Origin of the sequence: Amycolatopsis sp. MEPSY49 (assembly GCF_051337345.1) — a bacterium.
Taxonomy (GTDB): domain Bacteria; phylum Actinomycetota; class Actinomycetes; order Mycobacteriales; family Pseudonocardiaceae; genus Amycolatopsis.
Map to the genome: position 1 here is coordinate 321895 of NZ_JBDLYJ010000008.1, position 25864 is coordinate 347758.

The 25864-nt window shown below is 69.6% G+C and carries 21 protein-coding genes; 13 read left to right on the plus strand and 8 right to left on the minus strand.

Annotation, left to right across the window (positions count from 1 at the left end; all coding sequences use genetic code 11):
- Nucleotides 1-7: 7 nt before the first annotated feature.
- Both ABFJ78_RS32650 and ABFJ78_RS32655 read right to left on the minus strand, forming a co-directional pair.
- Nucleotides 8-904, minus strand: coding sequence for a carbohydrate ABC transporter permease (locus ABFJ78_RS32650; protein WP_436390553.1), 897 nt, complete (start codon nt 902-904; stop codon nt 8-10).
- Nucleotides 873-2861 (minus strand): fibronectin type III domain-containing protein, encoded by a 1989-nt coding sequence (locus ABFJ78_RS32655; RefSeq protein WP_436390555.1) that lies wholly within the window; start codon nt 2859-2861, stop codon nt 873-875. The genes ABFJ78_RS32650 and ABFJ78_RS32655 overlap by 32 nt, the downstream gene beginning before the upstream one ends.
- 180 nt (nt 2862-3041) lie before the next feature.
- Here ABFJ78_RS32655 and ABFJ78_RS32660 point away from each other — a divergent pair, with 180 nt between their 5' ends.
- Nucleotides 3042-4193, plus strand: coding sequence for an AAA family ATPase (locus tag ABFJ78_RS32660; protein WP_436390557.1), 1152 nt, complete (start codon nt 3042-3044; stop codon nt 4191-4193).
- 517 nt (nt 4194-4710) lie between these two features.
- Here the strand turns inward: ABFJ78_RS32660 and ABFJ78_RS32665 are convergent.
- Entirely contained in the window at nt 4711-5712 is a 1002-nt protein-coding gene (locus tag ABFJ78_RS32665) for a LacI family DNA-binding transcriptional regulator (protein WP_436390559.1), read from the minus strand.
- 154 nt (nt 5713-5866) lie between these two features.
- Here ABFJ78_RS32665 and ABFJ78_RS32670 point away from each other — a divergent pair, with 154 nt between their 5' ends.
- From ABFJ78_RS32670 to ABFJ78_RS32705, 8 genes are all read left to right on the plus strand, one after another.
- Complete coding sequence (locus ABFJ78_RS32670) at nt 5867-6943, plus strand: ABC transporter substrate-binding protein (RefSeq protein ID WP_436390561.1); 1077 nt, start codon at nt 5867-5869, stop codon at nt 6941-6943.
- Nucleotides 6943-8499, plus strand: coding sequence for a sugar ABC transporter ATP-binding protein (locus tag ABFJ78_RS32675; RefSeq protein ID WP_436390563.1), 1557 nt, complete (start codon nt 6943-6945; stop codon nt 8497-8499). Before ABFJ78_RS32670 ends, ABFJ78_RS32675 begins: the two co-directional genes overlap by 1 nt.
- Nucleotides 8492-9454 carry an ABC transporter permease gene (locus tag ABFJ78_RS32680; protein ID WP_436390565.1) on the plus strand — a complete coding sequence of 321 codons (963 nt, stop codon included), beginning with the start codon at nt 8492-8494 and terminating at the stop codon, nt 9452-9454. The genes ABFJ78_RS32675 and ABFJ78_RS32680 overlap by 8 nt, the downstream gene beginning before the upstream one ends.
- On the plus strand, nt 9451-10434 hold the full coding sequence (locus ABFJ78_RS32685) for an ABC transporter permease (RefSeq protein WP_436390567.1): 984 nt from the start codon (nt 9451-9453) through the stop codon (nt 10432-10434). Before ABFJ78_RS32680 ends, ABFJ78_RS32685 begins: the two co-directional genes overlap by 4 nt.
- A gap of 31 nt (nt 10435-10465) precedes the next feature.
- Complete coding sequence (locus ABFJ78_RS32690; RefSeq protein WP_436390568.1) at nt 10466-12964, plus strand: LamG-like jellyroll fold domain-containing protein; 2499 nt, start codon at nt 10466-10468, stop codon at nt 12962-12964.
- Nucleotides 12965-13095: 131 nt separating this feature from the next.
- Nucleotides 13096-15462, plus strand: a complete 2367-nt coding sequence (locus tag ABFJ78_RS32695; RefSeq protein WP_436390570.1) for a DNRLRE domain-containing protein — start codon at nt 13096-13098, stop codon at nt 15460-15462.
- 34 nt (nt 15463-15496) lie between these two features.
- A complete protein-coding gene (locus ABFJ78_RS32700; RefSeq protein ID WP_436390571.1) occupies nt 15497-15895 on the plus strand; it encodes a carboxymuconolactone decarboxylase family protein in 399 nt (132 codons plus the stop codon).
- Nucleotides 15892-16557 carry an epimerase gene (locus tag ABFJ78_RS32705; RefSeq protein ID WP_436390573.1) on the plus strand — a complete coding sequence of 222 codons (666 nt, stop codon included), beginning with the start codon at nt 15892-15894 and terminating at the stop codon, nt 16555-16557. The genes ABFJ78_RS32700 and ABFJ78_RS32705 overlap by 4 nt, the downstream gene beginning before the upstream one ends.
- Here ABFJ78_RS32705 and ABFJ78_RS32710 read toward each other — a convergent pair.
- The 3 genes from ABFJ78_RS32710 to ABFJ78_RS32720 are packed head-to-tail and all read right to left on the minus strand — an operon-like array spanning nt 16517 to nt 18988.
- On the minus strand, nt 16517-17158 hold the full coding sequence (locus ABFJ78_RS32710; RefSeq protein WP_436390575.1) for a TetR/AcrR family transcriptional regulator: 642 nt from the start codon (nt 17156-17158) through the stop codon (nt 16517-16519). The two genes, ABFJ78_RS32705 and ABFJ78_RS32710, sit on opposite strands and share 41 nt — an antisense overlap.
- 19 nt (nt 17159-17177) lie before the next feature.
- A complete protein-coding gene (locus ABFJ78_RS32715) occupies nt 17178-17594 on the minus strand; it encodes a PGPGW domain-containing protein (protein WP_436390577.1) in 417 nt (138 codons plus the stop codon).
- The gene (locus ABFJ78_RS32720) at nt 17561-18988 is read right to left on the minus strand and encodes a serine hydrolase domain-containing protein (RefSeq protein ID WP_436390579.1); all 1428 of its coding nucleotides are present in this window, start codon (nt 18986-18988) and stop codon (nt 17561-17563) included. Before ABFJ78_RS32720 ends, ABFJ78_RS32715 begins: the two co-directional genes overlap by 34 nt.
- Nucleotides 18989-19120: 132 nt before the next feature.
- Here ABFJ78_RS32720 and ABFJ78_RS32725 point away from each other — a divergent pair, with 132 nt between their 5' ends.
- The 3 genes from ABFJ78_RS32725 to ABFJ78_RS32735 all read left to right on the plus strand — a co-directional run bounded on the left by ABFJ78_RS32725 (nt 19121) and on the right by ABFJ78_RS32735 (nt 21904).
- On the plus strand, nt 19121-19456 hold the full coding sequence (locus tag ABFJ78_RS32725; RefSeq protein WP_436390581.1) for an ArsR/SmtB family transcription factor: 336 nt from the start codon (nt 19121-19123) through the stop codon (nt 19454-19456).
- Nucleotides 19453-19911 carry an SRPBCC family protein gene (locus ABFJ78_RS32730; RefSeq protein WP_436390583.1) on the plus strand — a complete coding sequence of 153 codons (459 nt, stop codon included), beginning with the start codon at nt 19453-19455 and terminating at the stop codon, nt 19909-19911. The genes ABFJ78_RS32725 and ABFJ78_RS32730 overlap by 4 nt, the downstream gene beginning before the upstream one ends.
- Nucleotides 19912-20677: 766 nt before the next feature.
- Nucleotides 20678-21904 (plus strand): DUF222 domain-containing protein, encoded by a 1227-nt coding sequence (locus ABFJ78_RS32735; RefSeq protein WP_436390585.1) that lies wholly within the window; start codon nt 20678-20680, stop codon nt 21902-21904.
- A gap of 718 nt (nt 21905-22622) precedes the next feature.
- Here ABFJ78_RS32735 and ABFJ78_RS32740 read toward each other — a convergent pair.
- Both ABFJ78_RS32740 and ABFJ78_RS32745 read right to left on the minus strand, forming a co-directional pair.
- Nucleotides 22623-23207 (minus strand): CE1759 family FMN reductase, encoded by a 585-nt coding sequence (locus ABFJ78_RS32740; RefSeq protein WP_436390587.1) that lies wholly within the window; start codon nt 23205-23207, stop codon nt 22623-22625.
- Nucleotides 23204-24283 (minus strand): LLM class flavin-dependent oxidoreductase, encoded by a 1080-nt coding sequence (locus ABFJ78_RS32745; RefSeq protein WP_436390589.1) that lies wholly within the window; start codon nt 24281-24283, stop codon nt 23204-23206. Before ABFJ78_RS32745 ends, ABFJ78_RS32740 begins: the two co-directional genes overlap by 4 nt.
- 108 nt (nt 24284-24391) lie before the next feature.
- On the opposite strand from ABFJ78_RS32745, the gene ABFJ78_RS32750 reads away from it, so the two are divergent.
- The gene (locus tag ABFJ78_RS32750; protein ID WP_436390590.1) at nt 24392-25753 is read left to right on the plus strand and encodes a hypothetical protein; all 1362 of its coding nucleotides are present in this window, start codon (nt 24392-24394) and stop codon (nt 25751-25753) included.
- The last annotated feature ends 111 nt before the right edge of the window (nt 25754-25864 follow it).

The window sequence follows — 25864 nt, forward strand, 5'->3', positions numbered from 1 at the left end:
GTCCCTCCTAGTTGGTGTCGGACTCGCCGGCGCGAGCCAGCTTCAGCTGGGCGAAGGTGACGGCGGCCAGCAGCACGAACAGGGCCAGCGACATGGTCGCCGCGTAGCCGAAGTCGAACTGGCCGAACGCCTTGTCGTAGATGTACATCTGGAGCACCTTCGACGCGTTCGCCGGGCCGCCCTTGGTGGTCACCTGGACGATGTCGAAGATCTGGAACGAGCTGATCACCGTCAGCACCACGACCATCACCAGGATCGGCCGCAGCAGCGGGACGGTGAGCCGGCGGAACATCTGCAGCTCGCTCGCGCCGTCGATCCGGCCCGCTTCGTACACAGTGGACGGGATGGTCTGAAGCCCGGCGAAGATCAGCACCGCGTTGTAGCCCATGGACTTCCAGATGTTGAGCCCCGCCAGCGTCGGCACCGCCCAGGCCCCCGACCCGAAGAACAGCACCGGTTCCCCGATGACCTTCGTGAGCAGGAGGTTGACGATGCCGAGCTGCGGGTCGAGCATCCACGACCAGACGAGCGCGGTGACCACGCCGGAGATGAGAAACGGCAGGATCATCAGCCCGCGGATCGTGGCCGACACCGCGAGCCGGTGCAGGATCACCGCCGTCACCAGCGAAACCAGCACGCCCAGGACCACCGACAGCGCGACGAAGTAGACCGTCACGAGCAGGGAGTGCCAGAACTCGCCGTCGGCCACGAGCTGCTCGAAGTTGCCGAACCCGATCCAGCGCGGGTCGCTCAGGACGTGGAACTCGGTGAAGCTGAGGTACAGCCCGCGCAGGGTCGGGTAGGCGAAGAACACCGCGAACCCGCCGAGCGCGGGGCTGATGAGCAGCCACGCGATCGGCGCGTCCCGGCCCCTAGACGGTGATCTTGTCGACGTCGTAGACATAGCCTGCCTGGTTGCCGATCTGGACGGTGTTGGCCCCGGCCCGCAGGTACACCGGGACGGTGACGGTCTGCGGCGTGTTCCAGTCGTTGTCGTTGCTGCCGGCGACCGGCAGCGGGAACGACGTCCCGTTCACCGTGACGATGCCGGTCCGGCTGGAATCGCCGTCCACATAGGACAACTGCATCAGGTAGGTGCCGGCCTTGGCCGCCGTGACCGTCGGCAGCACGACGTACCCGCTGCCGCCGAGGTAGCCGACCTTCTTGCCGTTGCTGCACGCGCAGTCGTAGACGGTCGCGCCGCCCTGCGGGCTGCCGTTCTCGGCTTCGTAGGCCTTCGGGCCGTCGACCGCGGGGGTGGTGACACCGATCTTCTTGCTGGGTGCGGACGGCCTGCCGTAGCGCTGGTTGGCGACCACCGTGAAGTCGTAGTCCGTCGACGAACGGAGACCGGTGACCGTGGCGTTCGGGCCGCTGGTCGACGTCACCTTGCGGCCGTTCGCGAAGACGTCGTAGCTCTGCGCGCCTTTCGAGGCGTCCCAGGCGAGCGAGACGCTGGTGCCGGTGGCCGCGGTGCCGCGCACGACGGCCGGGGCCGCCAGGGCGGTGCGGTCGCGCGGGGTGACCTTGAACAGGCGGGAACCGTGCACCGGCAGGTCGGCCGAGGCGGAACTGACGGTCCTGTGTGCCCAGAGGTCGCGGATCTCGACCGGACCGGTGATCCCGAGCTGCGCGAAGTCCGCGGAGACGCGGGCCGGCGTCGCGGCGAGGTTGAACAGCGCCACGGTGTAACTGCCGTCGGCGTTGCGGTTGTACCAGACCTGCTGGTCGGTCGTCTGGCTCACCGGCTTGGCCGGGATGCCGGCCTGGTTGACCGCGATGACCTCGTCGTTGGTGAGCAGCTTGACGCCGTAGTCGTCGAGCTGGGTCAGGTCGTCGCCGAGGTAGAGCGGCGCGGCTTCGATCGCCCAGAGCGTCATGTAGCTCTGGCGCTCGGCTTCGGTGAGGCCGTCCATCTTGCCGCTGCCGACATCGACGGAGTCGAGGTTGTTCCAGTGACCGGGGCCAGCGTCGGGAATCCACTGCACGACGTCGTTCCAGCGCTGCTTGACCGAGTTGTCCCAGGTCACGAGGGTGTCGCAGTAGCACTCGACGTCGGTGTCGACGCGCCAGCCGTTCGTGTTGGCCTGCCAGACGTCGGCCTGGCGGTGGCTGAGCGCCCACGAGATCACGAACTCCATCGGGCGGCCGGTCTTGGCGATGGCCTTGTGCCACGCTTCGACGTCGGAGGTGTTGGTGTAGTTGTCGCCGCCCTTGAAGGAGCCGGGGCCGACGCCGTCGAGCTTGAGGAAGTCGACGCCCCAGCCGGCCAGCAGCCGCGCCACGGAGTCCACGTAGGACTGGGCGCACGGGTTCGTGAAGTCGATCTTGTAGGCGGAGTCCCAGCCGTTGGTCTTGCGCAGGTCGGGGTAGACCAGGTCCCGGGTGTGGCAGTTCGTGGTCCCCGCGATGGGGGAGTTGCCGTCGTTGTAGGCCTTCAGGTCGAGTCCGACGGCCAGGTACGAGCCGAGCTTCAGGCCCTTCTTGTGGACGTAGTCGGCGACGTACTTCATGCCGTCCGGGAACGTCGTCGGGTTCACGACCGGGCGGGCGTTCTCGTCGAAGCCGTTCGACCAGCCCGCGTCGATGTTGACGTAGGTGTAGCCGTGCTGCTTGAACTTCGCGGCGAGGACGTCGGCCTGCTGGAGGACGTGGGCCTCGGTGAGCCAGCTGGCCGGGCCGGTCGGGTTGACGCCCGGGTAGTTCGTCGACTCCAGGCTCCAGCTGCTCCAGCCCAGGTAAGGCTTCTGGGCCACCGGTTGCTGTTGTTCGGCCGCTGCCGCCGCGGGGGCCGTGAGCAGGCCGGCGATCACCGTCAGGCCGGCGAGGGCACCCAGGGCCCGTCTGCCGCGTGCTGCCATGACCACTCCTTCGAGGTCGGGGGAGACATCGGACGACCACGGTTCATTTAGTGGGAACCATGGATCCTATAGGATCGACGACGGCTGATTCTTGCTGTTCGAGCGCGTGAATGTCAACGACTACACGGGACAGAGATCGGACGAATCCGAACTGTCGGGAGTGGCGGCTAGGTTCGGGGGATGCTGACCACGCTGGCCGTCGAGAACTACCGCTCGCTGCGCGACCTGGTGCTGCCGCTGTCCGGCCTGACGGTGGTGACGGGCCCGAACGGCAGCGGCAAGTCGAGCCTGTACCGCGCGCTGCGGCTGCTGGCGGACGCGTCCCGCAACGGCGCGGTGGCGGCGCTCGCCCGCGAGGGTGGTCTGCCGTCGACGTTGTGGGCCGGTCCGGAGAACGGCGCGCGCCCGGGCAAGCGAGTCCAGGGCACGGTGCGCACGAAGCCGGTCGGCCTCCGGCTGGGGTTCGCGGGCGACGAGTTCGGCTACGCGCTCGACCTGGGCCTGCCGGTCCCGGGCGAGACGATGTTCAACCTGGACCCGGAGTTCAAGCGCGAGGCGGTGTGGGCGGGACCGGTTTTGCGCCCGGCGGCCCTGCTGGCGGACCGGGCGGGTCCGGCGGTCCGCACGCGGGTCTCGTCGGGCGGCTGGGGTTCCGAGACGTTCCGGATCCGGCTGACGGACAGCATGCTGAGCGAGTTCGCGGACCCACGGGCGTGCCCGGAGCTCCTGGTGATCCGCGAGCGCATCAGGTCCTGGCGCTTCTACGACCACTTCCGCACCGACGCGGCGGCCCCGGCCCGCCAGTCCCGGGTGGGCACGCGAACGTTCGTCCTGTCACACGACGGCGCGGACCTGGCATCGGCCCTGCAGACGATCATCGAGATCGGCCGCGCTTCGGAGCTGGCGGCGGTCGTGGACGCGGCGTTCCCGGGTTCACGGGTGTCGGTGGAGTCCCAGGACGAAGTGTTGTCGATCCGCTTCCACCAGCACGGACTGTTGAGGCCGCTGTCGGCGGCGGAGCTGTCGGACGGAACGCTGCGCTTCCTGCTGTGGGTGGCGGCGTTGCTGACCCCGCGGCCACCGGAGCTGCTGGTACTGAACGAGCCGGAGACATCCCTGCACCCGGACTTGCTGCCGGCATTGGCGGCGCTGATCGCCACGGCGGCGAAGGAGATGCAGCTGGTGGTGGTGTCGCACGCGTATTCGCTGATCCGGGCGTTGTCGGAGGTTTCCGAGGTGGGAGCGTTGGAGCTGGAGAAGGAGGGCGGCGAGACAAAGCTGGTGGGCCAGGGGAGGTTGGACCGCCCAAGCTGGCACTGGCCGAGCCGCTGACCCCGAGCCGCAACGACATGAAAGGGTCATTCATGTCGCCTGACGACATGAAAGAGTCATTCATGACATCCGGCATCCCACCGGCAGTCGGCAGCCAGCACCCACCGGCACCCAGCAGCCGGCACCCCACCGGCAGCCGGCAAGGAAACCCGACCACGAGCTAACCAGACCTCCCCCGCCCCTCATACCAAGCCGCAGTTCAGTCGACAATCCAAACGGAGGGGCGGGCGAGGTCGGACCCGTAAAGCCGGGTTCTCCGCCGCGGCAAAAGCAAAAGCAAAAACTGTCCTCGCCGGACGGGCAGGCTCCGGGATGACCGGGGCTTTCCGAGTCTCGTCACCTCGTCGAGGTGGGCCGCTGGATGGTCATCCCGTCGCCTGAACGAGGCCTATCACTTTGAGCCGGGCCCGCAAGCCCGGCATGATCCCTCGCCTCGGGCAGTCCGTTGCGGGCCCGGCTCAAAGTGATTTGACGGCCTCAGGCGACGGGATGACCACCCAGCTTCTTTTTTCTGGGCTCAGCGCCCGCTCGTGCTCTCCCTTACCTCCAGCGCGAACGGTGTCTGGATGTCCTGCGGTGGCAGCCCCTTGTCCCCCGTGACCCGCCGGTGCACCAGGTCGATCGCCGCCTCGGCCAACGCCGTCTTGTCCGGGGCGATCGTCGTCAGCGACGGCAACGAAAACGCGCTCTCCTCGTTGTTGTCGAACCCCACGATCGCCACGTCCTCCGGCACCCGCAGTCCCAGCTCCGCCACCGCCCGCAACGCGCCGATCGCGAGCAGGTCGTTGAAGCAGAACACCGCGTCCGGCGGCGCGGCCGAAGCCAGCAGGGACTTCATCGCCGCCGCACCCACCGATCGGTGCCACTTCTCCGCCGGCGCCACCAGCGTGTCCGAATAGGACAGACCCGCCGCGGCCAAGCCCGCCCGGTACCCCGCGAGACGCTGCGAAGACGTCCCACGAGAAGGGTTTCGGCCGATGGCCGCGATCCGCGTCCGGCCCAGAGACGCCAGGTGCGACACCGCCGTCTGCGCCGCCAGGACGTTGTCGATCGCCACGTGGTCGATCGGCACGTCGACCGCGTGCTCGCCCAGCATCACCAGCGGGATCTCCCCCGGCGAGGGGAAATCCGCCGCCTCCAGGGCTTCCGGGTGCACCAGCGCGCCGTCCACCAGGTGCGGCCCCAGCGACGACAGCGTCTCGCGCTCCCTGGACCGCGTCCCCTGCGTCTGCTCGATCAGGACGCTCCAGCCGCGCTTCTGCGCCGCCGTGATGACCAAGCCGGCCAGCTCGCCGAAGTACGGGATCGACAGCTCCGGCACCATCAGCGCCAGGAACCCCGTGCGCCCGCGGCGCAGGTTCCGCGCGCCGACGTTGGGCCGGTAGCCCGTCGCCGCCAGTGCCTCCTCGACCCGCCGGCGGTTCTCCGGCTTGACGAAGGCATAGCCGTTCACCACGTTGGACACGGTCTTCACCGACACTCCGGCGAGCGTGGCGACGTCCTTGAGCGTCACGGTCACGGGCGGCTCCTTCGAGATAGTGAGCACGAAGTGTAGCGAGGATTTGCCGGTTTACAACGTTGTTCCAACGATGTAAAAAGTACCTCAAGGCTCCCGCGGTGAAGTGGATCACCCCGGTGAGCGGGCCACCACCGTCGCTGCCCGAGGAGTCACCGTGCCTCTGCCCACCCGTCCCCTTCTGGTCCTGGCCACCGCGGCCGCCGCCGCGCTCACCATGACCTCCTGCACCAGCCGGGAAGAAACCCCCGCGGCCCCGTCGAGCGGTGGCGGACCCGCCGCCAGCGCCCAGTCGGTCGCCCCGAGCGCCGACGGCTGCACCATCGACAAAACCGGTTACCCCAAGGTCGATCTCAAGACCGCGGTGGTCGGTTTCTCACAGTCCGAAAAGGAAGCCAACCCCTTCCGGATCGCCGAGACGCAGTCCATCAGGGACGAAGCCGCGAAGCTCGGCATCGCGAACGACAAGCTGCTCGTCACCAACGCCCAGAGCGACCTCAACCGGCAGATCAGCGACATCAAGTCGCTGCTCGACCGGGGTGCGCAGCTGCTCATCGTCGCGCCGCTGAACTCCGACGGCCTCCAGCCCGCCCTCGACGCGGCGAAGGCCAAGAAGGTCCCGGTCGTCACGATCGACCGCAAGGTGACGTCGCAGCCGTGCACCGACTACCTGACCTTCATCGGCTCGAACTTCGTCGAGCAGGGCAAGCGCGCCGCGCAGGAGACCGCCCGGGTCACCGGCGGCACCGGCAAGGTCGCGATCCTGCTCGGCTCGTCCGGCAACAACGTGACGACCGACCGCACCAAGGGCTTCAAGGACGAGCTCGCGAAGACGGCCGGCCTGAGCGTGGTCGCCGAGCAGACGGGTGAATTCGACCGGTCCAAGGGGCAGGCCGTGATGGAGCAGCTCATCCAGAGCCACCCGGACATCACCGCCGTCTACGCCGAAAACGACGAAATGGGCGTCGGCGCGGTCAACGCGCTCAAGACCGCCGGCAAGACGCCGGGCAAGGACGTCAAGGTCATCTCGATCGACGGCACCCGCAACGCCGTGCAGCTGATCGCCGACGGCAGCTACAACGCCGTGATCGAGTCCAACCCGCGCTTCGGCCCGCTGGCCTTCCAGACGCTGCAGAAGTTCGAGGGCGGCGAGGCCATCCCGGCCAGCATCGTGATCACCGACGACCAGTACGACGAGACCAACGCGGCCCAGAAGGTCGGGAACGCGTACTGATGACGGCAGCCACCGAAGAGGACGTCGCCATGACGACCACACCGGTGCTCGAGGTGGCCGGGGTGACCAAGCGGTTCCCCGGCACCCTCGCGCTCGACGACGTCAGCTTCGCGCTGCGACCGGGCGAGGTGCACGCGCTGGTCGGCGAAAACGGCGCGGGCAAGTCCACGTTGATCAAGGTGCTCACCGGCGTCTACCAGCCCGACGAGGGCGAAGTGCGCCACCTCGGCGAGCCGGTGGTGTTCAAGCGGCCGATCGACGCGCAGCGGGCCGGGATCTCCACGATCTACCAGGAGGTCAACCTCGTCCCGCTGATGAGCATCGCCGGCAACGTCTTCCTCGGCCGCGAGCCGCGCACGAAGGCCGGTCTCGTCGACTGGTCGAAGATGTACGCCGACGCCCGCGAGCTGCTCAAGGGCTACGGCATCGACGACGACGTCAAGCGCCCGCTGCACACCCTCGGTGTCGGCGCGCAGCAGATGGTCGCGCTCGCCCGCGCGGTCTCGACCGACGCGAAGGTCGTCATCATGGACGAACCGACGTCGTCGCTCGAGCCGCGCGAGGTCGAAACGCTCTTCGAGGTGCTGAACCGGCTGCACGCCGAAGGCATCGCGATCGTCTACGTGAGCCACCGGATGGACGAGCTGTACCGGGTCTGCGAGAGCGTCACCGTGCTGCGGGACGGCCGGGTCGTCCACAGTGGACCGTTGAAGGACCTGCCACGCATCGAGCTCGTGTCCAAGATGCTCGGCCGGGAGATCAAGCAGATCCGCGAAGAGGGCGTCACGGCGTTCGGCGAGGAACACGACGTCGAGCGCGAGCCGCTGCTCAAGGCCGAAGGCCTGTCCGGCATGCGGAGGCTGCACGACGTCTCGGTGAGCATCCGGCCCGGCGAGGTCGTCGGCCTCGCCGGCCTGCTCGGCTCCGGCCGCAGCGAGACCGCCCGGGCCATCGTCGGCGCGTTCCCGCTCGACGGCGGATCCGTGCTGCTGGCCGGGAAACCGCTCAAGAAGGGCAAGATCAAGGCCGCCATGCGGGCCGGGATCGCGCTGCTGGCCGAGGACCGCAAGACCGACGGGATCATCCCCAACCTGTCGGTCCGCGAGAACATCGTGCTCGCGGCCTTGCCGACGCTCTCGCCGTTCGGCCTGGTCAGCAAGACCAAACAGGACAAGATCGTCAAGATCTTCATGGAGCGCCTGCGGATCAAGGCCGCCAGTCCCGAGCAGAAGGTGTCGGAGCTGTCCGGCGGCAACCAGCAGAAGGTGCTGCTCGCCCGCTGGCTCGCCACCGGCCCGAAGATCCTGCTCCTCGACGAGCCGACGCGCGGCATCGACGTCGGCGCGAAGGCCGAGGTACAGGCGCTGATCGACGAACTCGCGCAGGAAGGGCTCGGCGTGCTGCTCATCTCGTCCGAACTCGAAGAGCTGATCGACGGTTCCGACCGCGTGGTCGTGCTGCGCGACGGCTCGGTCGTCGGCGAGCTGACCGGCGACCGGATCACCGAGGAGAACGTCCTGACCGCCATCGCAGCCGAGGGTGACAACGATGTCTAGCGCCACCCTGACGAGAAGCCCCGACCGCGCGAAAGTCACCGCGTGGCTGCAGAACTACGGCGTCTACCTGGCCGTCGTGGTGCTGCTGCTGTTCAACGTCGTGTTCACCGAGAACTTCCTGTCCGCGGCCAACTTCCGCACCCAGCTGGTGCAGGCGGCGCCGGTCTGCATCGTCGCGCTCGGCATGGCGCTGGTGATCGGCACCGAGGGCATCGACCTGTCGGTCGGCTCGGTGATGTCGATCGCCGCCGCGCTCATCCCGCTCTACCTGGGTGCGGGGCCGATGATGGCGATCGTCGTCGCCGTCATCGCCGGGGTCGTGTCCGGCCTGTTCAGCGGCTATCTGGTGGCTTACCTGGGCATCCAGCCCATCATCGCGACACTCGCGCTGCTCGTCGGCGGTCGCGGGCTCGCGCTGGTCATCGCGCACGGCCAGCTCGTCCAGCTGCACAACCAGGACTTCCTGGAGCTGGGCACCGGCGACTTCCTCGGCGTGCCGATCATGGTGATCGTCGCGGGCGTGCTCGCGGTGCTGGCCGGCTTGGTCGTGCAGCGCACGACGTTCGGGCGGCACCTGGTCGCGGTCGGCGGCAACCGTGCCGCGAGCACCTTGGCCGGCCTGCCGGTGAAGCGTGTGCTCATCAGCGTCTACGTCATCTCCGGGGCCCTGGCCGCGATAGCCGGTGTGCTGGCGACTTCGCGGCTGGCGGCCAGCGATCCGAGCGACGTCGGCCTGCTCATGGAGCTGTCCGCGATCACCGCGGTCGTCGTCGGCGGCACGCCGCTGACCGGCGGCCGGGTCCGCGTGCTCGGCACCGTGTTCGGCGCGCTGCTCATGCAGCTCGTCCAGGCCACCCTGATCAAGCACAACCTGCCGGACTCGACCGCGCAGATGGTCCAGGCGGCCATCATCGTCGTCGCGGTCTACGTCGCGCGCGAGCGGAGCAGCCGATGACAGCACAGTCCGCCACTCCGGTTCCGGCGCGCAACGCCGCGTTCGCCGGCGTGCTGCAGCGCCAAGGCGCGGCCGTCGTGCTCGTGCTCGGCATCTTCGCTTCGTGGTTCGCGTTCCCGCACTTCGGCACCGCGGACAACCTGCGCAGCCTCGTGCTGCAGGGCTCGTTCCTCGCGGTGATCGCGCTGGGCATGACGTTCGTGATCATCTCCGGCGGCATCGACCTGTCGGTCGGCTCCAACTACGCGCTCGGCGGCGTCCTCGCCGCGTACGGCGCGCAGTACGGCCTGGTCGTCGCGATCCTGTTGCCGCTGGCCGTGTGTTCGCTGATCGGCTTCATCAACGGCTTGCTCATCGCGCGCACCGGGATGGCGCCGTTCATCGTGACGCTGGCGTCGCTGCTGTTCGCCCGAGGACTTTTGCTGGCCCTGACGTCCGAAGGCGCGACGACGTACAAAGTGGACCCGGGCTCGGCGTTCCTCTGGCTCGGCCAGGGCACGATCTTCGGCATCGGCGTCCCGGTGTACATCACGCTCGTGCTGTTCGCGCTCGGCGGGCTTCTGTTGCGCCGCACGCGGTTCGGCCAGTCGGTGTTCGCCATCGGCGGCGCCGAGCAGTCCGCGCTGCTGATGGGCCTGCCGGTGGCCCGCACCAAGATCAGCCTCTACACGCTCAGCGGCGCGCTCGCCGGGTTCGCCGGCGTGCTCACCGCCGCGTACCTGCAGTCCGGCGTCACGGTGATCGGCGTCGGCACCGAGCTCGACGCGATCTCGGTCGTCGTCATCGGCGGCACGCTGCTCACCGGCGGCGCCGGGACCATCATCGGCACGCTCGTCGGCGTGCTGCTGCGCACGCTGATCCAGAACGTCATCAACCAGATCGGCACCCTCGACTCCAACTACCAGACGGTGGTGAGCGGGGCCTTCCTGCTCGTCGTCGTGGTGATCCAGCGCGCCCTCGCGCGCTCCCGGACCCGCTGAGCCCCGTTCCCCCCGACAGGAGGTCTCAACGATGTTCCACCCTGCCCGAAAAACCCGGAGATGGCTGACCGCGGCCGCGGCGTTCGCCGTCGCGGTGGCCGGCCTCGGCACCGTGCCGGCGGCGAGCGCCGCCGACGCGCCCCAGTGGCAACGGCTGACGCCACCGCTGTCCACGCCGTGGACGAAGGACGTCTCGCCCACCAACGCCCTGCCCGACTACCCCCGCCCCCAGCTGACCCGCGACAAGTGGCAGAACCTCAACGGTGTCTGGGAGTTCGCCAAGGCGACCCCGGGTGAGGCCGCGCCGATCGGGAAGACGCTCGGCGAGCGCATCCTCGTGCCGTACCCGGTCGAGTCCGCGCTGTCCGGGATCATGCGCCACGAGACGAACATGTGGTACCGGCGCACGTTCGAGGTCCCGAAGACCTGGCAGATCGGCAAGGGACAGCGGCTGCAGCTGCACTTCCAGGCCGTCGACTACGACGCGACGATCATCGTCAACGGCAAGACCGTCGCCCGCCACACCGGCGGCTACGACGCGTTCACCGTCGACGTCACCGACGCGCTGACCACGGCCAGGACCCAGGAGCTCGTCGTCGGCGTCGCCGACCCGAACGACCAGGGCGGGCAGCCGATCGGCAAGCAGCGCCAGCCCGGCGACGGCATCTTCTACACCCCGACCTCCGGCATCTGGCAGACCGTGTGGATGGAGCCGGTGACGGCCGCGCACATCGACCGGCTCGACGTCACCCCGGACGTCGCGACCGGCTCGGTCACGGTGAACGCCGTGGTCGGCGGCCCGGTGCGCCAGCGCGTCGAAGCCGTCGCCTACGACCACGGCCGCCCGGTCGGCCGAGTGTCCGGCGACGCGAACAAGCCGTTGAAGCTCAAGGTGGACCGGCCGCACCTGTGGTCGCCGGACGACCCGTTCCTCTACGACCTGCGCGTGCGGCTCGTCCCGTCGGGCGACGAAGTCGGTTCGTACTTCGGCATCCGGTCGATCAGCGTCGGCAAGACCGCCGACGGCAAGCAGCGGATGCTGCTCAACGGCAAGTTCGTCATGCAGGTCGGCCCGCTCGACCAGGGCTTCTGGCCGGACGGCATCTACACCGCGCCGACCGACGCGGCGCTGAAGTTCGACCTGGAGCAGGAGAAGGCGCTCGGCTTCAACATGGTGCGCAAGCACATCAAGGTCGAGCCGGACCGCTGGTACTACTACGCCGACAAGCTCGGGCTGATGGTCTGGCAGGACATGCCGGCGATGAAGGACGACGTCGAGCCGTCGGCCGCTTCGCGCGTCAACTACGAGTCCGAGATGAAGCGGATGATCGACCAGCACCGCAGCTTCCCGTCGATCGTCACCTGGGTGCCGTTCAACGAAGGCTGGGGCGACTACGAAGTCGGCCGGATCGCCGATCTCGTCAAGTCCTGGGACCCCTCGCGGCTGGTGAACGCCGAATCCGGCGTCAACTGCTGCCGGTCCGAACCGGACAGCGGCAAGGGTGACATCTACGACGACCACACCTACACCGGTCCCGGCACGCCGATGCAGACCGGGACGCGCGCGGCGGTCGACGGCGAGTACGGCGGGCTCGGCCTGAAGGTCGCCGGGCACGAGTTCGACGCCGCGGGCAGCTTCGCCTACGAGATGGAGCCCGACAGCGCGACGCTGACCCGGCGCTACGGCGAGCTGCAGCAGCGCCTGCTGCTGGTCGCCCAGCGGTGCGGCGTCTCGGCCGGCGTCTACACGCAGACCACCGACGTCGAGAAGGAGGTCAACGGCTTCTTCACCTACGACCGGCAGGTGAAGAAGATGGACTTCGCGGCGGTCCGCGCGGCGAACCTCGCGGTGATCAAGGGCGCGACCGGCGCTCCCGTGTCCGGGCCTTCGGTTCCGCAGGGCACGCCGGGTATCGACGGCATCGCGGCGTACCCGTTCGACGAGAACGCGGGCACGGTGGCCGAGGACGTCGTCGGCAGCCACGACGCCACGCTCGTCGGCGGCGCGTCCTGGACGGCGGGCAAGAGCGGTTCGGCGCTGGCGGTGAACGGGTCGGGCCAGTACGCCGACACGGGTGCCGCGCTGGTGAACACCGAAGGCAGCTACAGCGCGGCGGCGTGGGTGAAGTTCAACGCCGTGGGTGACGGCTTCCAGACGATCGTCAGCCAGGACGGCCCGAGCAACAGCGCGTTCTTCCTGCAGTACTCCGGCCAGGACCACCGGCTCGCGATGAGCTTCGTCGGCACGCGGGCCCTGGCGCCCACGGCCCCGGAGGCGAACCGCTGGTACCACGTGGTCGGCGTCCGCGACGCGGCTTCGGGCACGTTGAAGCTGTACGTCGACGGTCAGCTGGCGGCCACGAAGAGCGTCTGCCTCGGCGACGCGTCGACGGGCAACACGGTGATCGGCCGCGGCAAGTACGGCGGCGGCCCGGTCGACTACCTCAACGGCGCGGTCGACCAGGTCCACGTCTACGACCGGGCGCTGTCCGACGCGGACGTGAGCGCGTTGTACGCCAGCGGTAAGTAATCGTTTGTCCGGAATGGCCGCATCGGGAGATCCCCGGTGCGGCCATTCCGCGTTCTTGCGCCGAAAACGGCGTAACGACAACGAAAGGAGCGTCGATACGGGACTGAACCGAACTTCTTGGGGGAGGCCCGATGGGCTCGAAGGTCCGGGCGGCAGCCGTGTGCGCCGCCGTCTCCGCACTGGTCGCCACCGGCGCGACCGTGCTCACCGCGGCGCCGGCCGCCGCTTCGACGATCACCGAAAGCACCGCCGGCTCGTGGGCGTACGTCGACTCGGCCGCGCCGCGCACCAGCTTCACGAACCCCGCGGGCGACCTCCCCGTGGGCGCGCACACCTACGCGAACGGCGTCAGCCACGTCTCGAAGGCCTACGTGACGTTCGACCTCTCGGCCCTGCGCGGCAACCGGCTCGAGCGGGCGGGGGTGTCCATCGACGAGACCGCCGTCGCCGACTGCTCGACGCCTCGGGCGACCCAGCTGTGGCTGACCGAGCCGGCGAAGAAGCCGACGTGGAACAGCCAGCCGGCCGAGCTGGTCCAGGCGGGCGGGCCGATCATCGACACGTCCTGCCCGGCCCGCGGGGTGTTCTGGAACGCCACCGCGGCCCTGCAGAGCGCACTCGACGCCGGGCAGAAGACCGCGACCCTGGCCATCCGGCTGCCGGACGACCAGCAGAACGACCCGAAGTTCGGCCGGGCCTACAACCCGCACGCCACGCTGAGCATCACCTACAACCGGGCGCCGCTCAAGCCCGCGCAGCTCACGGTGAACACGTCCGCGTGCACAGCGAAACCGGTCGTCGCCGGTGCCGGTTCGACCCACCTCGGCGCCGCGGTCACCGACCCCGACGGCGACTTCGGCACGGCCGAGTGGGCGCTGTGGCCGGTCGACCACCCCGAGCAGCGCGTGACGATCCAGAACTCCTTCACCGGGGACGGCGTCTCGCTCGACGTGCAGGGCCGCCTGGCCGACGCCACGACGTACGCGTGGCAGGTCCGCGTGCTCGACCGCACCGACGCGGGTCCGTGGAGCGCCGTCTGCAAGCTGACCACCGACTTCGTCCGGCCGGACAAGGCGCCGGTGGTGACCTCCGCGGACTACTACGAAGTCGGGCTCGGCACGGGCGGGACGGGCATCCCCGGCTCGTTCACCTTCACCGCCAACGGCGTCGCGGACGTCGTCGGCTACTACTACGGCCTCTTCGACACCCCGGGTTCCTACGTCCCGGCCACGCGCAAGGGCGGCCCGGCCACGGTGACCGTGGTGCCCCAGCAGAGCGGCCCGCAGTACCTGTCGGTGTGGAGCGTCGACGCCGCGGGCGCTCGCTCCGACCGCACCGACTACCGCTTCTGGGTGGCGTCGAACGAGCCCGGCGTCGCCTGCACACCATGGGACGCGTACGTCGGCGAAGCACGCCAGTGCACGTTCACCCCGAACGGGCCGTCCCCGGCGACCGCGTACGTCTACCACCTCGGCCAGGACGACGACCGGACCGTGCCCGCCGGGCCGGACGGCACCGCGACGGTCACCGTCGTGCCGACCGATTACGAGCAGCCGTACCCGGAGCTCACGGTGCGGGCGAAGCTGGCGAACGGCTACGTGACGGGCCCGTCGACCACGTCGTTCTCGGTCGAGGCCGGCGAACCCGAAATCACCCCGCTCACCGCGAACCCCGTACAGGGGCGGCCCGCGCAGTTCCGGGTGCACGCCACGCTGCCGGGGGCGGCATCGGTGACCTACCGCTGGCAGGACCAGGAGTGGGCCACCGCGCCGGTCGACGAGAACGGCGACGCGACCGTGACCGTCACGCCGGCGACCGCGTCCTGGGGCACGTTCATCGCGCACAACACCACCGCGGCGGGGATCCGCTCCGGCGACGGCTGGGTGAACCTCGACGTGGCCTCGAACCAGCCCGCCGTCACGAGCGCCGAGTACCCCGCGAACGACGTGGGCAGCGCGGTGGGCACCCCGGGGACGTTCGTGTTCTCCTCGCCCGTGGCGGGCGCGGTGAGCTACGGCTACGAGTTCGACGGCGGGCCCTCCGGCACCGTCGCGGCGGGCCCGTCCGGCACGGCTTCCGTGGTGTTCACCCCGACCCGGCGGTATCCGAACTCGGTCCGGGTGACCACGACGTTCGCCGACGGCGTGGTGTCGGCGGCGACCGTGTACACGTTCACCGCCAGGTCCGCGGCGCCCACCGTGACCTGCGACACCGGCGCCGACTCGGTCCGGCCCGAGCAGCACGTCCAGTGCTCGGTGCAACCGCTGCAGGCGAACCCGGCGAGCTACGGCTACGCGATCGGGTCCGGCGCCGAGACGGTGGTGCCCGCGTCCGCGGACGGCACCGCGTCGTTCGGCTTCGACGTGCCGGCCGATCAGCCGAACGCCGCGTACCTGACGCTGCGGACGTGGAGTGTGAACGCGGCGGGCGTCCGGTCGGACGAGACCACCACCCTGTTCTACGTGTGGACCGTGCCGGGGTCCGCGCGCGCGGTTTGACCTGGAGCCCGCTCCAGCCGCTAACGTCGGTTCCATGAGCGAAGATCGTTTCGAACGCGGCAAGCGGGCCCTGGTCGACCTCAACGGTGCAGAAACCGCCCAGCGCGTGCTGGACAGCCTGGCAGACATCTCGCCGAAGCTCTCCGACAGTCTCGTGTCGTGGGGCTTCGGCGAGATCTACACGCGGCCGCAGCTCGTGCCGCGGGACCGGCAGCTCGTCACGCTCGGCATGCTCACCGCGCTCGGCGGGTGCGAGCCGCAGCTGGAGGTGCACGTGAACGCGTCACTCAACGTCGGGCTGAAGCCGGAGGAGATCGTCGAAGCGCTGCTGCAGTCGGCTGCCTACTGCGGCTTTCCCCGCGCTCTCAACGCGACCGCCGTCGCGAAGAAGGTCTTCGCCGAGCGCGGACTGCTGCCGGTGGCGGACGCGTGAGGGTCGTCCTCTTCGGCGCGACCGGCATGGTCGGCCGGGGCGCGCTGCGGGAGTGCCTGCTCGACGAGCGCGTCGAGGCGGTACTGGCGGTCGGCCGGTCCCCCCTCGGCGAGACGCACCCGAAGCTGACCGAACGCGTCGAGGAGGATCTGTTCGCCCTCGAGCCGATCACCGGCTACGACGTGTGCCTCTTCTGCCTCGGCGTGTCTTCGGTCGGCATGGCGCCGGCGGAGTACGAGCGGATCACCTACGAGCTGACCCTTTCGGTCGCGCGGAAGCTGCCCGAGGGCACCACGTTCGTGTACGTCTCGGGCCAGGGCACCGACAGCACCGAACGCGGCCGGGTGCGCTGGGCGCGGGTCAAGGGTGCCACCGAGAACGCGCTCGCGAAGCTACCGCTGCGGACGTTCGCCTTCCGCCCGGGCTACATCCAGCCGATGCACGGGATCACGTCCAAGACCACGTTGTACCGGACGCTCTACCGCGTCGCGATGCCGCTGTACCCGCTGCTGCGGCGGCTGTTCCCCCGCTTCGTGACGACCAACGAAGAAATCGGACTGGCGATGCTGGAAGTCGCCGAGAACGGTTACGAGAAGGCCGTCCTCGAGAACACCGACATCGTCACCGCCGCCGCGCGACGAGACCGGCCAGCAGGTTCGTGAGGTTCTCCGCCACCACGGCCTCGAACCCCGGCGCACCACCGGCCTCGGCCGTCGCCAGCGCCACCGCTTCCGTCGGGTTCGCGTAGGGCCACGCCCCCGACACCACGACCACGACGGCCCGGGCGAACACCCGGGCCGCTTCCGCGGACAGCTCCGGGACGCCGGCGCGCACCAGCGACGCCAGCCGTTCGAGGTTCGCGGCCGCGCGGAGCTTGAAACCGCGCGCGAACTCCACGGAGATGTTGCGCTCCAGCACCGGGGCCATCGCGCTGATCAGCTCGCACAGCAGCCGCCGCTCGGCCAGCGTCGCCGCGATCGTCCCGGCGATCCGCTCCTCCCGCGCGGAGGGAAGCTCCCCGAACGCCAGCTCGTCGAGCCACGCCGTCCACGCCGTGTCGAGGACCTCGAGGAAGACCGCCTCGCGGCTGTCGAAGTAGCGGAGCACATTGGACTTCGCGAGCCCGACGCGGCAGGCCAGCTCCCGCAGGCTGATGTCGGCGACCAGGCGCTCGGCCAGCAGCTCCCGCGCGGCGGCGAGGATCGCGGTGCGGCGCGCCTCGACCTGCTCCGGCCTCCGGGCCCGCTGGAATCCGGCGCTCATGGCGCCGACAGTATCCCCCTCAGCTGCGGCTGGCGGCCTCGCGCCGGGTCTTGACCCGCCGGTAGCTCCAGATCAGCAGTGCGAAGAGGATCACCGACGACAGGATCAGGCTCGACCCGGTGCTCCAGCCGGCGAACGGCAGCGACTTCACCGTGCCCCAGACGATCCCCGCCGCCAGCAGCGCCAGCCCGGCCAGCACCGAGCCGGCGATCCGCAGCGGCGACGACACGCTCTCCTCGGCCGCCTTCATCGCGCGGTCGCGCACCGGGTCGACGTACTTCTCGAGCGCCGGGAACTCCGACGCCAGCAGCAGGAGCCCGGCGAGCACGAGCAGCAGCCCGGGGCCGGGCAGGACGAGCAGCAGCACCCCGACCACCAGCAGGATGGCGCCGGCCACCGTGATCAGGATCCGCTTCGCCTGTTTGCCGAGACCCACCGGGCGTCTCCCCTCGTTTCGTCCGATTCTTCCTGGTCGCGGCCTCGCGTGCCACTCACGAGGGCCCGTGCCCTGGCCGCGGCCACGGTCAGGCCCGCCAGCGCGACCACGCCGAGCGCGACCACGAGCCCGGGCCAGACGTGGAGCACTTGGGCGTAGGTACCCCGCCGGCCGGCGAATACCCACCCGAGCAGCTGCGGCAGGCACGCCAGTGGGACGAGCGGCAGCAGCGGCGGCACGATCCGCCACCAGCGGGGCTTCCGCCGGGCTCGTCGGACACCCAGGATCGCCAGGCCCACCGCGATCAACGCCAGCGCGGCCAGGACCCGGTCGGCGACCACCCCGGCGGGCAGCGCGGGCTCCGGCGCACCGCCCTCCAGCAGGCTCGCGAGGTCCTGGGCCAGCAGCTCGGCCTCGTTGTCCAGCGCCATCCCGGTGTTCGCCACCACGGCGACGCCGTACCCACCGGGCAGCAGCACCTGCGCGGCGGTGTGGGTGAACCAGTCGCCGGTGTGCGACGTCCGGCCGTCGCGAACGCTCCAGCCCAGCGCGTAGTCGTGACCTGGTGCGGGCGTGTGCGCCAGCGCGGCCGACGCCGGCGAGACCACACCACCGCCGTCCCGCTGCGCTCGCAGCCACTTCGTCAGGTCTTCGGCGGTGCTCAGCACGCCGTGGCTGCCACCGGTGAACCAGTCCGGTTCGGGCACCGGGACCTCGAACCCGAAGGCCCGGACGTACCCGGCGGTCCTCTTGGGTGGGGCGTCCACAGTGGCGGTGGCGGTCATGCCGAGCGGCGCGAACAGCCGGGTCTTCAGGTACTCCGCGAACGGCTGCCCGGCCACGACCTCGACGATCCGGGCGGCCACTTCGTAGTTCGGGTTGTGGTAGTGGAACCGCGTCCCGGGCTCGCTCGCCAGCTGCGCGTCCTGCAACCGCGAGACGGCCTCGGCGAGCGTGCGCGGCTGCGGCAGCGCCAGGTCGGGGAAGGCGGAGTCGGCCATCCCGGACGTCTGGTCCAGCAGCATCCGGACGGTGATCCGCGCACCGCGGCCGTCGGCGAGCCGGAAGTCCGGCAGGTAGCGCGTCACGGGTTCGTCCAGCCCGAGGTGTTCGGTTTCGACGAGCTGGAGCACGGCGAAGGCGGTCATGGACTTGCTCAGCGACGCGATCGGCAGCGGCGTCGACGCGGTGATCGGCGCGCCGGCGTTGTCGTGGCCGTAGCCGGCGACGCGGACGACGTCGCCCCCATGAGTGACGGCGACCGCGGCGCCGGGCAGGCCGGTGTGGTCGAGGTAGGCGCGGACGTACTCGTCGATGTCGAGCCTCTGCGCGGCGCCGGCCGGGGCCGCGGTGGCGAGCAAGAGCGTCGCGAGCAGGAGGAAAAGCCTGGTCATGGCGGTGAACGTAGGTCTTCCGCCGGGCGGCCGGCCGCTGCCGGACGACGTCGACCACCCCCGACTTTCGGCAGGTCTTGACAGCCTGGCTATATTCAACACATCGGTTGATAAACAGATTGGTTGATAAAGATGGCGGTTGACGAGGAGGCGCTGGACCGGGCGTTCACCGCGCTCGGCGACCCGGTCCGCCGGGCCTTGATCGCCCGGCTGTCGCGCGGCGAAGCGACGGTCAACGAACTGGCCGAGCCGTTCGCGATCACGAAGCAGGCGGTGTCCCGGCACATCCAGGTGCTGGAGCAGGCCGGCCTGATCACGCGCAGCCGCGACGGCCAGCGCCGGCCGTGCCACCTGGTGCCGGCCGCCCTCGAAGCCCTGACCGGCTGGATCGACACGTACCGGCTGGCCACCGAACGCAGCTACCGGCGGCTCGACGCCGTCTTGGAATCCTTGGAGGAGAAGAAATGAGCACGACGATCACCGCCCAGCCCGGAACGCCGTTCATCGAGATCACGCGCGAGTTCGCGGCCCCGCCGTCGGCGGTCCTGCGCGCCCACACGGACCCCGAGCTGATCGTGCAGTGGCTGGGCCCGCACCGGATGGAGATGGAGATAGTCGAGTTCGACGCCCGGTCAGGCGGCACTTACGACTACATCCACCGCGACTCGCAAGGGGAGCACCGCTTCCGCGGCGTGTACCACACGGTGAGCGCCGACCGGATCATCCAGACGTTCGAGTACCTGGGCGCGCCCGGCGAGGTGACCCTGGATTCGATGGTGCTGACGGACCTGGGCGGCCGGACGCGCATGGTGACGCAGTCGGTGTACCCCTCGGTCGCGGCGCGCGACGCGGCGCTGGAGAGCGGGATGAGCCGCGGGATCACGGAGTCGTACGAGCGGCTCGACAAGGTACTGGCGGACTGAGGTGGCCCGCGTCGTCGCGAGTTTCTGCATGTCGCTGGACGGGTTCGTCGCACGGCCCGACGATTCGGTCGGGCCGCTGTTCGACTGGTACACCGCCGGCGACGTCGAGATCCCGATGGTGGGGTACCCGATGACGTTCCGGGTTTCGCCGTCGAGCGCTTCGTATCTGCGGTCCTTTATGGACTCTGTCCGCGGTAGCGCTTTCGTTTGCGGGCGGCGGGTTTTCGACTACACCCAGGGTTGGGGTGGTCGACCTCCTGGTGGGGGTTCCGCCTTCGTCGTCACTCATCGTCCGCCACCTTCCTGGTCTTCTTCGGTTCTGGCGCCTTTCACCTTCGTCTCGGATGTCGCTCACGCCGTCGAGTTGGCTGCTGCCGCTGGGGATGGGACCGTTGGGGTTTCCGGGCCCTCCATTGCTCGGCAGTGCTTGGAGCTTGGGGTTCTCACTGAGGTTCGGGTCGATTTGGTTCCGGTGTTTCTGGGTTCCGGGGTTTCGTACTTCTCTGGTCTCTCGCCTTCTCGTGCTTCGCTTGAGCAGGTTGAGGTTGTGGTTGGGTCTGGTGTGACACACTTGGTTTATCGGGTTCACTACCCGGACTCTTGAAGATGACGGCTTCGCCGGGGCGTCGGAAATCGGCGCTTCTCATGGTCTTTCGCCGCTGGGTGCGAGAGCGCCGATTCCCCACGCAGTGGTGCCCCTGCCGGAGTTTTGTTCGGCACCTGATCGTGTGATGATCATGCGTTCGGGTTCGGCTAACCTTGTTGTATGGCAACGGAAGCGGTGTGGCAGACGGATGCGACGGTGCTGGCCGATCGCATCTGCGCGCTGCTCACCGTGGTGCGTTCCGCCGAGGCTTCGATCGGTGCGTTGCTGGTGGAAATCGAGTCCCGCGGGGTGATGGAGCTGTTCGGCTACCGCTCGGTGGCGCGGTTGCTTGAGCATCTGGCCGACATCCCCAAGTCCGCCGCGGAGACGATGGTCAAACGCGCCCGCGCCCTCCACCCCGGCCATCACCTCGACAGCGCCCCCACGGTCGCCCCCGCGACCGCTGCTGCCGCCGCGGAGGGCCGGCTGAGCAACCCGATGATCGACCCCATCGTCGGAGCGTTGACGCAGATCCCGCCCGAGCATCGCGAGGACGCCGAACAACACCTCCTGGGGTTGGCCGCCGACGCGGGCCACAAGCAGGTCGCCGCCCTGGGTGCCTGCATCATCGCCCACCTCGACCCCGACGGCCCCGAACCCGACACCGCCGAACCCGCGATCCCCGACCGCGAACTGTCCCTCCGCCGCAAAAGAACCGGAGTCTGGGAACTTCACGGCCGCTTCGACGACGAGACCGGCACGCGAGCCAGCGCCCTGCTGGACGCGTTGGCCGAACGCCGCACCACCACTGGCGAGGGCGCCGACCTGCGATCGCCGCAGGAACGCTACGGCGACGCCTTCTCCGACGCCGTCGACCTGGCCCTCAACTCGCCAACCCTGCCGATGCAGGCCGGCGAGCGAGCCCACGTGATGGTCGCAGTGCACTTGAAGGACTTGAAGTCAGGTCTCGGCGAGGCAACCCTGGGCGACACCGGCACGATGACGGCGGCCGAGGCCCGGATCCACGCCTGCGACGCCATGATCATCCCCGCGGTCCTCGGCGAGAAAAGCGAACCCCTCAACCTGGGCCGCCTCCGCCGCCTGATCTCCGCGGGCCTGCGCCGAGCGCTCTACCTCCGAGATCGAGGCTGCGCATTCCCCGGCTGCCACCGCCCGCCGAGGCATTGCCAGGGCCACCACATCCACCACTGGTCCGAAGGCGGCCGGACAGACCTGACCAACCTGGTGTTGATGTGCGCCCACCACCACCGGCTACTACACCGCTCAGGCTGGGAAGTCCGCATCGCCGCCGACGGCCTCCCCGAGTTCCTCCCACCAGCATTCCTGGACAAGGAACGAAAACCCAGGCGCAACAACCTGCATGACCCGCTGCCCTTCGCAGCGTGACAACCGAACACGGGAAAGGCCCGCAGCCAGACGGCTACGGGCCTACACCCACGCCCAGATCGCAAATCCCCGGCCCACATCAGCCGCACCAGGCAACAAGACAACCCCGATCCGCACGCGCGGGCACCGCGGACTACAGCGACGCCCAGCTGGAGACGGTCTTCGAGCGCGAGCTGGGCGTTTCCGGCGGCACCGCCGGCGAGCACGCGCAGAAGCTCGCCCGCGCGTGCTCCACAGGCCACAGCGACTTCAGCCATTACTCCGTCTGAAGCAAACCAGCCCCCGGGCACTGCACACACCACCCGCAAGCAGCCAACCAGGAACCGACTCGAGCCCGATCCGCAGCTGCTTCAGTAGCGCAGCAACGCCAGACACCACTCCGCCAGCCGACCGGCCGCAGGCAACTCCGAGCCACCCACTCCCGAGCGCGTAGCAACCCAAACCCACCATCAGCCGCTCGGCCGCCGGCATCCCCTAGCCAAGGCAACCCCATCCGCCCGCACTCGCGTCGAACCCGACGCAGGCCGTCAACAGCTCGCACCACCGCCAGCCCGGAGCACCGACCGGCTGGCAGCAAATCCCACCTCGGCAAGCGCAGCGCCACCATCCGACCCGGCCCCGGCTCGCCAAACCCAGCCAGTTGCTCCGGCAGCGATCGGCAGGAGACCGACCGAACCCACCTCAGGCGGCCGGCCAAAGCGACCGGCCGGCCAACCCCCTACTCCCCCACCTCGGCCAACAGCTGCTCAAAGGGAACAAACCCCGTTCCCCCACCACCGGCAACCCGACCCTCGACAGCCGCAGCCAACTCCGCCCCGGCCTTCTCGATCCGCCGCTGCAAAGCGCCCTCTCCGCTCCCCCAGTCCGAAGAAGCGGCATAAACCCCCGTAGCCACCGGATCCGCCTTCAAGTACCCGAACAACGGCCGCAGCTGGTAGTCCAGCACCAGCGAGTGCCGCTCGGTCCCACCCGTGGCCCCGAGCAGAACCGGCTTCCCCACCAGCGAATCCGCATCCAGCACATCGAAGAACGACTTGAACAACCCGCTGTACCCAGCCGTGAACACCGGCGTCACCACGATCAGCCCATCAGCGGAGACCACGGTGGAAATCGCCGACTGCAAAGCCGGGCTGGGAAACCCCGTCAGCAGGTTCTTCGTCACATCGAGAGCGACATCCCGCAACTCCACAACCGAGACAGAGCCACCCCCGGCAGCCGCAACAGTCGCAGCAGCCAGCCGATCCGCCAGCAACCGGGAAGACGACGGTACCGACAACCCCGCCGTCACCACCGCGAGCTTCATTCCGACGCCTCCGACGAAACCAGCGAAGCGTGCGTAGGCGCCTCAGGCACATGGGCCGGCCGCATGGAGTCCAACTCCTTCCGCAGCACCGGCACCACCTCCGACCCCAGCAGATCCAACTGCTCCAGCACCGTCTTCAACGGCAACCCCGCGTGGTCCATCAGGAACAACTGACGCTGGTAGTCCCCGAAGTGCTCCCGGAACGTCAACGTCTTGTCGATGACCTCCTGCGGGCTCCCCACGGTAAGCGGCGTCTGGTCGGTGAACTCCTCCAGCGTCGGCCCGTGCCCGTACACCGGGGCGTTGTCGAAGTACGGCCGGAACTCCTTCCACGCGTCCTGGGACCGCGGCCGGATGAACGCCTGGCCGCCCAGCCCCACGATCGCCTGGTCCGCCGCTCCGTGGCCGTAGTGCTCGAAGCGCTGGCGATAGAACGCGATCAGCTGCTGGAAGTGCGAGGTCGGCCAGAAGATGTGGTTGGCGAAGAACCCGTCTCCGTAGAACGCCGCCTGCTCGGCGATCTCCGGGCTGCGGATCGACCCGTGCCACACGAACGGCGGGACTCCGTCCAGCGGCCGGGGCGTCGACGTGAACCCCTGCAGGGGCGTGCGGAACTTGCCGGACCAGTCGACGACGTCCTCGCGCCACAGCCGGCGCAGCAACGCGTACTTCTCGATGGCAAGGGGGATGCCCTGGCGGATGTCCTCGCCGAACCACGGGTACACCGGTCCGGTGTTACCGCGGCCCATCATGAGGTCGACGCGGCCGTCGGCCAGGTGCTGCAGCATCGCGAAGTCCTCGGCGATCTTCACCGGGTCGTTCGTGGTGATCAGCGTCGTCGACGTCGACAAGATGATCTTGGACGTCCGGGCCGCGATGTAGCCCAGCATCGTCGTCGGCGACGACGGGACGAACGGCGGGTTGTGGTGCTCGCCCGTCGCGAAGACGTCGAGGCCGACCTCCTCCGCCTTCAGCGCGATGCGGACCATCGCCTTGATCCGCTCGTGCTCCGTCGGCGTGGTGCCGTTCGTGGGATCGGTCGTGACGTCGCCCACCGAGAAGATTCCGAACTGCATGACCTGACTCCCTTCGCGAGCCCCATCTTACATGCGCGTTCAACTACTTCCAAGCAAGAGATATTCCGGCCGTCAGTGCCGCGGGGGGCACCAAGTAAGGTCAGCACCATGGACGCGGAGCTCGGTCGGCTGGGTCTGGCAGAACGTTCGGTACGACTACTCACGGGCCGCGACATCTGGGGTTCGATCACCCCGCTGCTCGCGCCCCGCCGGAACCTGGTGGCGGCCTTCGGCCACGTCGGGCCCGGCGCGGCCGCGCTGCTGCCCCTGGAACCCGGCGACACGGTGATCACGGACGCCAGCCTGGACATGGTGCTGTCCGGGGCGACGAGCCCGCACGCCCTGCTGCACTGGGTGAAGGCGGGCGTGATCGTGCACTCGCTGCGGGGGCTGAACGCGAAGCTGGTGATCGCCGAGGACGACCCGTCGTTCGTGGTCGTCGGCTCGGCCGACGTCACCGCCGCCGGCCCGCGGCAGCTGTTCGAGGCCGTCACGGTCTCCCACGAGAAGCACACCGTCGAGGAGGCCCAGGAGGCCTGGCTCGAGTGGTGCGACCTCGCCGGACCAGCGCTGACGGCGGCCGACCTGGAGCCGCTCCTGGAGCAGTACGGCGCCGGCAAGCCGGTCACCGCGCCGCGCCCCGCCACCCCCACGCGCCCCGCCGCGCCAGCCCGGCCGGTCGTCACGAGCCGTCCGGCCGCGCCGGTCCGCCCCGCGGCCCCGGCGCCGGCACCCTCGCCGGTCCGGCCCGCCGCCGCGACCCCGCCGCCGTCCCCGGTCCGGCCGGCCCCCGCCGAATCCCCCGTCCGACCGGCCGAGGCGGAGCCCGAGGCCGAGCCGCGGCCCGCCGAGCCGGCCACCGAGACCGCGAAACCGGTTGCGGCCGCCGAGCCCCGAGCCACCGCGCCCGACGCCACCGCGTCCGAAACCGCCGCGTCCGAGAGCCCTGAGCCCGAGGCCGCCGACGTCCCCCGGCCCGCGTGGCCGCGCCCGGCCGAGCTGTACCTCGTCAGCCTCGTCGAAGGCGGCGAGCCGTCCGCCGAGGCCGAGTACCGCCTGGAAGAGCTGCAGCGCGAGTACACCCACCCCGGCGAAAACGGCGAACAGCCGTTCCGCGTCGAGATGTTCTGGGCCGACGACGGCCAGGGCCAGGACCCGCCGCGCACGCTGCGCGCGGGCGTGCACGTGATCCGCGTCTACAGCCAGAAACAGGGCCGCGCCCTGGTCGGCTCCCGGATCGAGGCCCCCGGTCTCGTGCTGCAGGCTTACGCCGACGAGTTCGCCTACCCGCGCCGCACGTACTGCTACATCCTGACCCGGGAGCCGGCCGCGCGGCCGGCGTTCGGCGACCTCCGGAAGGCGCTCGCCGCGATCGGCGAAAAGCCGAACTTCCGGAACAGCTTCCAGGTCCCGCGGAAGATCGAAGCCCTGCTGGGCCTGTGGCCCGACCTGGGCTACGACCCCCGTTAGGGGGCGGCGCGCGCCACTCCCGGGGCGACAGGGCGCGGAAACTGTCGGGGCGGGCGGATATCCTGCAGTACGGTGCAGGCCAGTCCGCACCGCCACCAGCACTTTCGCGAG